Genomic DNA, 11,939 nt, shown 5'->3' on the forward strand with positions numbered 1-11,939 from the left:
TAACCCACGGATTTTGTGCATACCAACCACAGCCAAAGACGGTCGAGAGGAAGCAGAAGAACCGTCCCTACGCTTCCTCCTGACGGCTGGAGACTTTTTGGTAAATATACGAGATTCCTAATAGCACGATTCCAAAGCAGAAGTATGCGAGAATTTTACTCGTTTCAGTAAGGAATGCTAAATCGTAAAGGAATAGTTTCCCCGTTGATAGCAAGGTTAATCCAAGTCCAATCCGACGGACGTAGACGAACTTCCTCTTGAATCCATAAAGAATGTAGCCAACTGCAACGACGAGGAAGATCAAACTAATGACAAACCCAACATCTCCTAGCTGAAACTGTACATTTAAAAATGCTGCTAAAATGGCTAAAAAATACACAGACAAAATCGTTGGATACAACTCGACATTTTTAAATTGACCTCTAATATAAGCCATTAATAGGTCGCGACCTGTTGCGAAAATCAGGACATTAAATCCGATAAGTACAATCAAGGCCAAATAGTCGATAAATGTATTTTCTGCCATAGTCGAGTTTAACGTTGGCATCGACACCGTAACAATTAATGTGACAAAACTTCCAATGCTGTATAAAAAGAGACAATAATATTTGACCACTCTGTCGTATAAAAGTGGGGTTTTCTTAAGTCCATATGCCAAACTGATTGACATGAATGAAAACATCAGAAATTTGTAAAACCAAAAGTGATCAAAATCATTCGGTACCCATTGATCGTACCAGTACGAAGTTTCATGGGTGAAATAAATCCAAACATTAACCAGGGTGAAATACTTCAACCAATTAATAAAATTAGCAAACCCTCTGAAGAGATATGTGCTCTCTCTTTTCGCCTGATCGTACACATAATAGAGCATAACGAGAACTAAACCTGTCATAATCGCAAAATACTTAAAATGGAAGAGATCAGGGTTTCGTGATATTCCATCCATGTATTGCAAGAAATCGATGAAAAAAGTTATCAATGTCAAACTGAAGATCGCCCACCCTGCTTTTTCAAGCAATTTAAGCTTATAGCGATTTGCGTAGAGCATGATAACGATACTCTCTACTAACCAGCCTAACGCTAGCCACTCGACGCCGAATTGAAACGGTATAACAAGGACCGCAAACGTTATCGACGTCCCATAAAACAGCACCATTGTTTGCTTTTCGTGGTTCATTATCTGTTGCACCGATTTTCCTAATCCGAAATAAAGGATACAAAAACCTACGGCTAATAAACCTCTGAAATTTTGCCAGCCAAGGTCACTAAACAAATAATAGATAACTGAGCAACTTATCGTTGTATTAAAAGCTAATAAGGTCACATCGATCCACTTCATCGATACTTTATGTTTAAATGCAAAGCCAATCGTTAACACCAAATATAGTAAGAACGTGAGAATCGTATAGGCCATATTAATCCCATTATTTTGCGAAAGGTAGATTAGGATAAAAAACGATGGAAGGTTCAATATAAAACTGATATAGTGAACGATATTCCATTGTTTTTGCAGCGAAATCAATAAAATCGATACATTCAAAATCAATATATAGGCCATAGCAGCATAGACAGCATTGCCTTCCAGTCCAAATGTACCTAAATACGAGTAAAATGGAATATACCCTCCAATTAAACCAAACGTACAAATTGTTTTCGATTGATAGCGAAGTGAGAGGATAATTGCCGTGACAGTTATCAACACAGACAAAAGCAGAGCTCCCGTTAACGTTATAATATCTAATAGAAAGTAGCTAAAGAAAATCGATCCATAAATGACGGCAATTCCCCCGCCAATAAGACCTAAGGCAAAGGTTTCTCTTTTTTTCTGATACAACCATTCGCCACCTGCAAGCATGAGAATACCAATTACAAAAAACGTGCCGCCTTTGAGGTAATCATTGAACCAATTTGAGTAAGAATGCCTAAACGCAGCAGCTACACCAAAAATGATTAATAACATTCCCAATTTGTTGATCCAATTCAAGCCAATTTTCATTTCAATTTGATTTTGCTTCACTCGTTTTTGAATGACATCCTCTGTCAACTCTTCATCCGCTAGCTTGTCATAGTGTTCGGAGACCCCACTTAACAAGTCACGTTCTTCTTTTGCTAAAAGCGCACGCTCCTTTTTGATCGTTTCATTGACTTCCATCGATACTTCATCCAATTTCGCCACCATCGCTTGTTTCTCTTGACGAATCGATTGATTGGCTCGTTCCTTTAATTTCAAGATTTCCCTTTTGGATTGCTCCTCAAGATCTCTCAACTCGTTTTGTTTCGGACGAACTGTGGATGCAAAATATGTATCCAACTTTTGTCTTGATACCTTAAGTAAGTTTGTTTTTTCATCTAACATTTGCTCTTGAAGAGCGACTCGCAGCTTTTGATTTTCTCCCTCCATATGTTGATACTTTTCGCTTATGTCTTGAAGTTTTTTTCGATATTCCTCCCCGCTTTTTCGAAGTGTTTCATTCTCCTGAAGTACATCACTAGATTCATATTCTTTTACAATTGCATCGAAATCTTTCGCAAGCTTCGTCTGTTCTGCTCTCATTTTTGTCAATTGAATTTTGATATCATCCATGCGTTACCCTCCTTAACTAACTAGAGACTCTTCTTCGCCAGATACTGTTCACATACATTATCTACCATTATACAAGAAAAAAACGAAAGTCAAAGGGGTATTCTAGGTAACTTTTTTATTAGTGGAAGCGAAGGGACGGTTCTCTTGCTTCCAAATAGAACAATTTTTGTTCCTTCAGGAAGCAGGAGAACCGTCCCCCTGCTTCCATCTGTTGACCTGAATTAATAGTTTATAGTATTGTTAATATATTGATATATATATTAACAATTGTTTTTGAAAGCATTGTTTTATGGGTGGCGTTAATGATGAGGAGTGGTTTGTGGTGAAGATAGGTTCTAAAAAAAATGTTTGGATGATTGCTATTTCAATTGTATTTATTCTAGTTGCGGTTATTATCGGGGGGAATTATGGTGGTTTTAATGAAGCATCTGAAAATGGTTCTCAGAACTCTGAGAATAATGACACGATGCAAGAAAGCACTGAAGGAGGTGCCCCATCATTTACTAATGTTTCGGTTCATGACCCTTCAATTATTAAAGAAGGAGATACATACTATGCGTTTGGAACTCATATAGAGGCAGCTCACTCTACCGATTTAATGAATTGGATAAGCTTCACAAATGGGTATTCAACACCAGATAATGCCTTATATGGTGATTTGTCAGAGAACTTGGCTGAATCGTTTAATTGGGCTGGCGAAGATGATTCGGACAGTCAAGGTGGTTATGCGGTATGGGCTCCGGATATTTTTTGGAATGACAATTACATCAATGACGATGGATCAACTGGTGCTTATATGATTTATTATAGTGCTTCATCCACATACATTCGCTCGGCATTAGGGTATGCGGTATCACAAGATATTGAAGGCCCTTACGAATATGTCGATACGATTGTCTATTCTGGTTTTACAGAAGGTGAAGCATATGATGAAAATAGTGACGTTAATAAGGATTGGTCGAATACCAATATTCCCGATTTAATTGATGATGGGCAATTGTCAGGTGAGAGCGACGATTGGTTCCATGTTGGTGGGGCTTATAATAATCAATCCTTTCCAAATGCAATTGATGCAAATTTGTTTTATGACGAAGAAGGTACACTTTGGATGAATTATGGGTCCTGGTCTGGCGGAATTTTCTTACTTGAAATCGATGAAGAAACCGGAAAACCGATTTATCCTGGTGAGGATGGTGAGACAGCTGACGGTCGGTTAATTGATCGTTATTTCGGGATCAATATTGCTGGTGGTAACGGTGAATCAGGGGAAGGTCCTTATTTAGATTACGACGAGGAACGAGGTTATTACTATTTGTATGTAACATATGGTTGGTTAGGACTTGATGGTGGCTATAATATGAGATTATTTAGAGCTACTGACCCTGAAGGGCCTTATCTCGATGCCAATGACCAGGATGCTGTTTTGCCGGATGGTGCTAGGAACCCTTCTTACGGATATAAACTGATGGGCAACTTTGAATTTGATTTAGAGGACGGTGGGTCTTCTGGTAGCAACCACGGCTATGTTTCTCCAGGTCATAATTCTGTTTACTCGGATTCTGATACAGATAATAAGTTTTTAGCGTTTCACTCTCGTTTTCCAAACAGGGGCGAAGAGCATGAACTTCGCATTCACCAATTGTTTATGACCGACGATGATTGGCCAGTAGTAGCTCCTTATCGTTATAGTGGAGAAACACTCGAAAACATAGATGAAGATGATATAGTTGGCGATTATCAATTTATTAACCATGGCACCGATAATGATGATGCCGTGAAGAGTGCAGATTTAATTCACTTGCATGATGATCAATCTGTGTCAGGTACGGTTGAAGGAACTTGGGAGAAAGTCGATGGTTCAACACTACAGATGACCTTAGATGGCGTTGAGTTTGATGGCATATTTTTGCAGCAATGGGATGACTCAACAGAGAAAGACGTGATGACATTTACAGCGATGTCAAATCAGAATGAAACAATTTGGGGTAGTAAGTTCGATGATAGTGATGATGAAGTAACAGTTTCAAGGGTTAAAGACCAATTAAGTCTCGGTGATTCGAATAATATTTCTTCTAATTTAAACCTTCCGCAAGAGGGAGCGAGAAATACAGAAATTTCATGGGCTTCGTCTGATTCAGATCTAATTTCAGCTGATGGAGAAGTTACTCGTCCTAATAGTGATGCGGGCGAAGTCGATGTTACGTTAACAGCAACGATTACGAGAGGCGATGCTATGGAGACAAAAGATTTCGAGCTTAAAGTTCAGCCGATGGTTGATGCAGAGTTGACGGCACACTTTCCGTTCGATGAGAATTTGGGTGATCAGCATGGTGATTTTGAAGACGGCTCAGAAACTGGTAATCGTATCGATAATACGGATGGATCAATTTCTTTTGCAGATGGAAGAGAAGGTCAAGCAGCTGTTTTTGATGGTGATTCCGGAGTCCGTTTACCGAATGGCTTGATTTCTAGTAGTGATTATTCGGTTTCTTTATGGGTCAACCCTGAGGAATTAACTACGTATACAACGACTTTCTTTGGTGCACGTGATGAGGATAACTGGGTAAGCCTTGTACCAAGAGGCCCTGATGGTGAAGAAACGTTTGTTGTTTCTGAGTTTCCGAATATTTTTACGACAAGTGGTGGTAGCTTTAGTTTAGGAGTGAATTGGTGGGACCCGCCATTTAAAGGAATGATGGATGAATTACGGATTTATGATGGGGCAATCGATGCAGAAGAGATTGCTGAACTCGCAGAGTAGGTTTAGCTGACAGGTAGTGTAGTTTTAGAAGAGAAAGATCAGGAGAAGCAGGAGTAAATTGCATTCTTATTATAAATTCGTGTATAATTGGGTAACAGATATAAAAACGGCTGAGTGCGCTAACACTCTGCCGTTGCAACAACATGCCGCATGAAAAGCGGCTGACCAAACGGATATTGCCTATGAAATAGCTCACCTGACTTGGACTGCGGGTGGCTATTTCTTTTTGTTTATGACGACGATTAGCGTTATGACTAGTGTCAGTGTCGTTGCTATTGCAAGACTAAACTGCGCGATTAAACTGAAGGCTTCATATGTCGTCATTCACCTCACCCCCTTTCGACAGGGAGTTCAGCCACCACCTTGCTTTATGAAGTTGCTTCCTCATTATACCAAACATACGTTCTCATTACTAGATTTATTAATTATGGAAGCCCAGGGACGGTTCTCTTGCTTCCACATTGTAAAATTTCTGTTCCTTTAGGAAGCAGGAGAACCGTCCCCCTGCTTCTCTTTTGTTTCGGTTACAAAGGACATTTCTCTCCATTTCCCTTGTTTCCAGCGGCGGAGCATGAAAATGCCGCGAAACCATTCATCTACTGCAAAGGCGATCCACACGCCGATTAGCCCTAGCCCGAAATGAATCCCTAGGAGGTAGGCAATTGGAACGCAAATAAGCCACATCGAAAAAATCCCAATATAGACAGGGAACTTAGCATCCCCGGCTGCGCGTAGAGAGTTGATGCAAATCACATTAAACGTTCGGCCAGGTTCAATTATAATCGCCAATAACAACAAAGTGCTTCCCATTGTAATAATCTCGACATTATCCGTAAAAATCCCGAGTAATGGTTTGCTAAGAAGGTAAAACATAATGGCTACACTTGTAGAAAGACAGACCGCAATTTTCAAGCTACTTATACAGCGTTTGTATGCAGCATTTAAATTTTTTGCACCGACATGGTAGCCAATGATAATTTGCGTTCCTTGACCAATCGCTAACGCACACAACAACACTAGCATCATCAAGTTTTGTGTATACACTTTTGTCGTCAAAGCCTCCGTGCCTATCGTTGCAATAAATGAAGTAATTAATAATTGCATCGTATTAAAAGAAAAATGCTCCCCTGCTGTTGGGATGCCTATTTTCAAAAGATTTCGGAGTTCAATTCTAGGGATCCCTTGAAATAAATAAGCGAAGGGGAGTGAACCGTTTATTCGCTTAAGTAAAACGCTAAATATAACTATTAACCCAAGAAATCGACATCCTGCTGTAACAATAGCTACCCCTGTGACACCATAGACTGGTAGCCCAAATGGTCCAAAAATAACGAGGTAATTTCCGATAATGTTGAGGATGTTCATGCCAACCGTTACGTACATCACATCCCTTGTGAAACGATGACTGCGCAAAATCGCTCCACAAGTCATTAACAGCGCTTGCACAAAAGCAAAGCCACCAACAATCGCCAAATACAAGCTCGCTTCACCGAGCAGGCTTTCATCCAGTCCCATCAGGTTAAAGATCATCGAGCTACCAAAAATAAGGAAGAGACTTAAGACGAGTCCAGAAATTAAATTTGCAGCTAGGGCAACAACCGCAACTTCTTTCGCTTTTTTCGCATTATCTGCTCCGAGTTGTTGCGCAATAAGGACACTGGTTCCTGTCGCAATAAACCCAAACATCACAACAATAAAACGCATCACTTCATTAGATACGCCAACTGCAGCAACAGAATCATCGGAGTATTGGCTTAACATTAATGTATCAGCATTTCCCATTAACATATGTAAAAGCGCTTCAATAAAAATAGGCCACGTTAGCGCAAATAAACTCAGATTACGAATCTTCTTCTTATTCTCACTCACCTTAACACCTCCCCGGAAGCAGAGTAGAAGCAGAGGGACGGTTCTACTGCTTCCACTCTCTTCTTCTTACGTTATTCTCAATGTTTTTAATAAAAGGATTAGAAAAAGTCCAAAACAGCGCTTTCTTATTAGTTTCAGGTATCACTTAAAAATACCTTGCATTTGATGTCTCATCGATAATCCAAATAAAAGGTCTCATCTCTTCATCTCTAATTTCGGTTTTTGTCTCACCTTCATAAATTATATCAAGAATTTATAAGTAGTTTTCCTCATTGTGAAAGGTTCATTGATTTACTTAATTATTTATTGGTATGGAAAGGTCAATTATGAAATGATCGGAAGCAGGAGAACCGTCCCTGCGCTTCCTCCTTTGGGTGTGTTATAATTTGGATAATTAGTTTAGTTTACAATTTTGGAAGGAGTATTTATTGATGAAAATATCAACGCTATTGAAGTATATTTCCGGGGGGATAGAAGCTTTATTAGGCATCCCAGTGCTCGGAGGCCTTGTTATAATTAGCATGGGATGGACCCCATTATTATTTATGCTCGTTTTCCATATCGTTACTCTCATCTTTTCAATGAAAGAAAAAGAAAGAATTCACGGAAGTGTCTTGGGGATTGTTACTTCTTGTCTTGGATGGATCCCTTTCCTAGGAATGATTCTGCATATTATTACGGCAATTTTACTACTTTTAGACGGACGCCGGTCTCATAAACAAGATAATGAAATTACGATTTAGTTGTAAGTTAGTACTATATGAAAGAACGTAAAACTAGATTTTTCAAAGAAGAAGGTGTGGGGTTGATTTCGCACCTTTTTTTATGCTTTGAATACTAGGTTCGCTGAAATGCCTAGTATTCTTGCTGCTTGGCGATGTGATACCCCAGTAATCCCCTTTATATGTCGCAACACTTCCTTCCTTTTCAGACTCGGCAAATTTTTCACGTGCGCAATCTAGCGTGGGCCAATTACCTCCTTAATTGCTTCGGCCGCCTCTTCATCAGATAATCGTATTCTGTCATTCACGCGATCGAAGGGACACTCATCATCATTTACTCTCTCATTAAATTTTTTATATTCCCTTCTTGCAACCGAAAGATCATCAGCTAGCCGCCGCAAAAGAATCGCTTCATCCAGCAATCCATCCGGAAAGCTACGTCTTCCGTAATAGCCCTGACAACTACTCCAAAGCCACTCATCCGCTGACTTAACCAGGCCAGCCTTGACTGGGTTTTGATGAATGTAGCGGCTAACCCTCATCAAATATCCATCCGTTTCAACACTTTCACTCCGGAACCTGTCTTGAAAAAGATGCCCGACCGAACTGTACTTTTGATTATAGAACCAAACATAACTCACCCCAATCCGCTTCATCGTAACGGAAAGGTCCTCCCTTCCCTCACTTAAAAGCAGGTGCACATGATTGCCCATCAGACACCACGCATACACGCCCAACTCTGATTTCAGTTTGTATTTTCCGACCGTCTGGAGAAACCTGATGCAATCTTCATCATCATGAAAAATCTGCCGCCGATTTACTCCTCTCAACATAATATGGTAAATCCCAGAGCTACTTTTCACCCTAGCTACTCGAGGCATCGTTATCACAACTCCCCTTATTTTTTATGAAACTCTTTTCTTTGGAAAAATAAAGAAACCTGTCCACTTAAACTGAAAACACGTACACATCGATTACTGATTTTCAATATAGCTAACTACAGCAACTCCTTTCTCTACTTATTAGATTAGGTTTCGATTTTGAAGGTAAATGTAGGTTTGATGAAAGTGGATAATGTCTTAGGCGGGATGGGAGGGTCGGATTTCATAAAAAGAAAGTGACCGTGTTTTGTAGAGGGTTTCTTAGATCTATCATATACTATATTGTGAATTATTTCACCTAATTTCCCAGGAAGCGCAGGGACGGTTCTCCTGCTTCCATATCCCCTTCCAGTCAAATTTTTTTGTTGGTTTATTTAGCATCGGTCGGAATGGAAATACGGAATGTCGTACCGACTCCTCTTGTGCTATTGACCTCTATTTTTCCGCCCAATTTATCAATCGTGCTGTACACCATGAGCATACCGAGACCTGTTCCTTCCTCTTTTGAAGAGTAGTATGGTTCGCCCAGGCGTAAAACATCGCTTTTCGTCATACCTATCCCTGTATCTTTCACTTGGATGCTAATGTTGCCCTTTTCTTCTAATATATCAATCGAAAGAGTCCCACCGGTTTCTTTCATAGCTTCGATGCCATTTTTATATAAATTAATCAAACACTGTTGCATTTGATTTTTATCGAACCTCTTATATAATGTATTTTTAAAAGTGAATGCTAACTTAACTTGATGCATGTTTGAATAAGCGATCATAATGTTATTCACATACTCAATTTCGTCTTTAAAATTAGAGTAGACCATATTTGCCGCTTGTGGCTTCGCAAGCGAGAGAAAATCACTCACAATTTTTTCTGCGCGATTCAATTCCTGTAATGAGAGGTCTATATATGATTGTTCCTTATTATCTAAATTCTGCGATGTTTTTAGAAGTTGAAGAAATCCGCTTGTGACAGTTAGTGGGTTTCTAATTTCATGTGAAACACTAGCTGATAATTCACTTAAAACATTTAATCTATCAGATTGTATATATTTTTGCCGTTTTTTTTCATTAACAATAATTTTCTCTATCAATACAAGGATCACAATGCCACCAATAACATACGTAGTTAAAACATTCATAGCGATATTGAAATATTCCACCCCTATGTTTGTATAAAGGAAACTTAGAATAATAAGGAAAATGATCATTGTAATAATCGAGATAATTCCTACCGTTCGAATTCTTTGTTTAGATCTCTGCTGAATAAACTTTTTACTCCATAAAGGGATGACCATGAATAGAATGGATGAAAAATAAAAGGAGAACAGTATGCCATCCCCGCCAAGAAGAAACCGATAAATATTCAATACTAGGTAAAGGGGAAAAGCAATGACATACCCTCCGTAAAGGGAAGCAATAATGAACGGGATATATCGCAAGTCAAAAATATATCCAACATCTAGTTCAATCGGAAATGTCATACATAACATCATCGATGCCGATGCAAATAAAATCATAAAAATTTTATTCTTTATAGTGAAAGACATATTTTCAAAGAATATTAGATATATGACTACTGGGAAAAGTAAAAACAAAAAATTAATTAGTAACGTTTCAATCAAAAGTAACCATCCTTTCTTTTCTCCAGTTAGATTCAGAAAATATCGATTAAATTATCGTGAACGTTTAGTCAAATTAACTTAATAATAATTATATCATAAAAATTAATCTCTACATGGTAACGAAGGAAGCGGGAGAACCGTCCCCACGCTTCCTAGGAAGCGGAGGGACGGTTCTCCCGCTTCCTTCTCTATCGCTTTAAAGTGATGCAAATTTAGTGTATACATGTAACTTTTCGTATATTATAATATAATGAAATCATCAAATTATTCAGATAAATGATTGTAGGGGGAAATGAAAATGAAAAGAACATGGCAAGTAAGTATTGCAACCGCAATGATGAGTTTTTTATTATTAGCGGGATGTGGTACAGGAGATGAGAACGCTGGCGCTAATGAAAATGGAGACGGTAATGACAACAATTCTGTCAATGAGGAAACCGCAGGTGCGGAAGATGAAAATAATGCTAACAATGCATCAAATGGTGATGATGCTGCGAACAATGCTGAAGAAGAAATGGTTCATATTGGTGCGACTCAGATCGTTGAGCATCCATCTTTAGACGCTGCTTTTGAAGGATTTAAGGCGGGTTTAGCTGACAATGGCTATGTTGAAGGAGAACAAGTTACGTTTGACTTCCAAAGTGCTCAAGGTGATCCAAACAATACAGGACCGATTGCAACGAACTTTGTCGCTGATGAAGTCGACTTGATTTTTGCAAACTCAACGCCAAGCGCACAAGGCGCATTGCAATCGACTGATGATATTCCAATTATCTTTACATCAGTAACTGACGCTGTAGGTGCTGGATTGGTTGAGTCACTTGACCAACCTGGAGACAACATTACTGGCGTTGTGGACCTTCATCCAGATTCAATTGAAAAAACAATTGGATTCATTGAAGATTACTTTGCTGACTCAACAGTTGGCTTGATTTATAACTCTGGCGAACAAAATTCTCTCGCACAGATTGATGCTGTCAATGCTGCGATTGAAGGAACGAATCTTGATACTGCTGAAAGAAGTGTCTCAACGTCTGCTGAAGTACAACAAGCTGCAGAGTCACTAATCGGAGAAGCTGACGTCCTTTTCATTATTACAGATAACACGGTTGTATCAGCGCTAGAAACTGTTGTATCTACTGCAAACGAATACGACATTCCACTTATTGTTGGGGAGCCTGACTCTCTTGAAAGAGGCGGATTTGCGACATTCGGAATTGATTACCATTCAATCGGATACCGTACAGGTGAAATGGCAGCCGAAATACTTAGTGGCGATAAAACAACAGCGGAGATCCCTTCAGAATATCCGGCTGACATGCAATTATTTATCAACCAAGATGCGGCAGAAGCTCAAGCTATTGAATGGCACGACGATTGGGACGATTTAGCAGAACTATTTGAATAATATTAGAAAAACTTGACTTATCGCCAAGTCCTTCATGGCGAAAGCCTTAGTTTATCTTACACTTTAATCCTTTAGCGAAGTTAAACATTCTTA

General features: G+C 39.1%; 8 protein-coding genes. 3 read left to right on the forward strand and 5 right to left on the reverse strand.

Annotation, left to right across the window (positions count from 1 at the left end; all coding sequences use genetic code 11):
* Window positions 1–67: 67 nt before the first annotated feature.
* Window positions 68–2,587: a DUF2339 domain-containing protein gene (locus ACM26V_RS14575; protein ID WP_416147449.1), complete on the reverse strand. Its 2,520-nt coding sequence runs from the start codon at window positions 2,585–2,587 to the stop codon at window positions 68–70.
* A gap of 352 nt (window positions 2,588–2,939) precedes the next feature.
* Between ACM26V_RS14575 and ACM26V_RS14580 the strand changes: the two genes are divergently transcribed.
* A complete protein-coding gene (locus ACM26V_RS14580; protein WP_416151886.1) occupies window positions 2,940–5,348 on the forward strand; it encodes a lipocalin-like domain-containing protein in 2,409 nt (802 codons plus the stop codon).
* A 216-nt stretch (window positions 5,349–5,564) separates the two neighbouring features.
* Here the strand turns inward: ACM26V_RS14580 and ACM26V_RS14585 are convergent, their stop codons facing one another.
* On the reverse strand, window positions 5,565–5,672 hold the full coding sequence (locus tag ACM26V_RS14585) for a putative holin-like toxin (RefSeq protein WP_416147450.1): 108 nt from the start codon (window positions 5,670–5,672) through the stop codon (window positions 5,565–5,567).
* 156 nt (window positions 5,673–5,828) lie between these two features.
* Window positions 5,829–7,217 (reverse strand): MATE family efflux transporter, encoded by a 1,389-nt coding sequence (locus ACM26V_RS14590; RefSeq protein ID WP_416147451.1) that lies wholly within the window; start codon window positions 7,215–7,217, stop codon window positions 5,829–5,831.
* Between the two features lie 431 nt (window positions 7,218–7,648).
* On the opposite strand from ACM26V_RS14590, the gene ACM26V_RS14595 reads away from it, so the two are divergent.
* Entirely contained in the window at window positions 7,649–7,960 is a 312-nt protein-coding gene (locus tag ACM26V_RS14595) for a hypothetical protein (protein ID WP_416147452.1), read from the forward strand.
* A gap of 215 nt (window positions 7,961–8,175) precedes the next feature.
* Here ACM26V_RS14595 and ACM26V_RS14600 read toward each other — a convergent pair whose 3' ends face one another.
* Together ACM26V_RS14600 and ACM26V_RS14605 are read right to left on the reverse strand one after the other, a co-directional pair.
* A complete protein-coding gene (locus ACM26V_RS14600) occupies window positions 8,176–8,802 on the reverse strand; it encodes a transposase (RefSeq protein WP_416147453.1) in 627 nt (208 codons plus the stop codon).
* A 388-nt stretch (window positions 8,803–9,190) separates the two neighbouring features.
* Window positions 9,191–10,333, reverse strand: a complete 1,143-nt coding sequence (locus tag ACM26V_RS14605) for an ATP-binding protein (RefSeq protein WP_416147454.1) — start codon at window positions 10,331–10,333, stop codon at window positions 9,191–9,193.
* 403 nt (window positions 10,334–10,736) lie between these two features.
* On the opposite strand from ACM26V_RS14605, the gene ACM26V_RS14610 reads away from it, so the two are divergent.
* Entirely contained in the window at window positions 10,737–11,846 is a 1,110-nt protein-coding gene (locus ACM26V_RS14610; RefSeq protein WP_416147456.1) for an ABC transporter substrate-binding protein, read from the forward strand.
* Window positions 11,847–11,939 lie beyond the last annotated feature (93 nt).

The sequence above is a fragment of the Salipaludibacillus sp. HK11 genome (assembly GCF_047795645.1).
Taxonomy (GTDB): domain Bacteria; phylum Bacillota; class Bacilli; order Bacillales; family Salisediminibacteriaceae; genus Salipaludibacillus.

Excerpts from the sequence above, each read along its gene's own strand:
- ACM26V_RS14575 (WP_416147449.1), bottom strand. The coding sequence starts at position 2,587 with ATGGATGATATCAAAATTCAATTGACAAAAATGAGAGCAGAACAGACG.
- ACM26V_RS14580 (WP_416151886.1), top strand. The coding sequence starts at position 2,940 with ATGATTGCTATTTCAATTGTATTTATTCTAGTTGCGGTTATTATCGGG.
- ACM26V_RS14585 (WP_416147450.1), bottom strand. The coding sequence starts at position 5,672 with ATGACGACATATGAAGCCTTCAGTTTAATCGCGCAGTTTAGTCTTGCA.
- ACM26V_RS14595 (WP_416147452.1), top strand. The coding sequence starts at position 7,649 with ATGAAAATATCAACGCTATTGAAGTATATTTCCGGGGGGATAGAAGCT.
- ACM26V_RS14605 (WP_416147454.1), bottom strand. The coding sequence starts at position 10,333 with ATGATTTTATTTGCATCGGCATCGATGATGTTATGTATGACATTTCCG.
- ACM26V_RS14610 (WP_416147456.1), top strand. The coding sequence starts at position 10,737 with ATGAAAAGAACATGGCAAGTAAGTATTGCAACCGCAATGATGAGTTTT.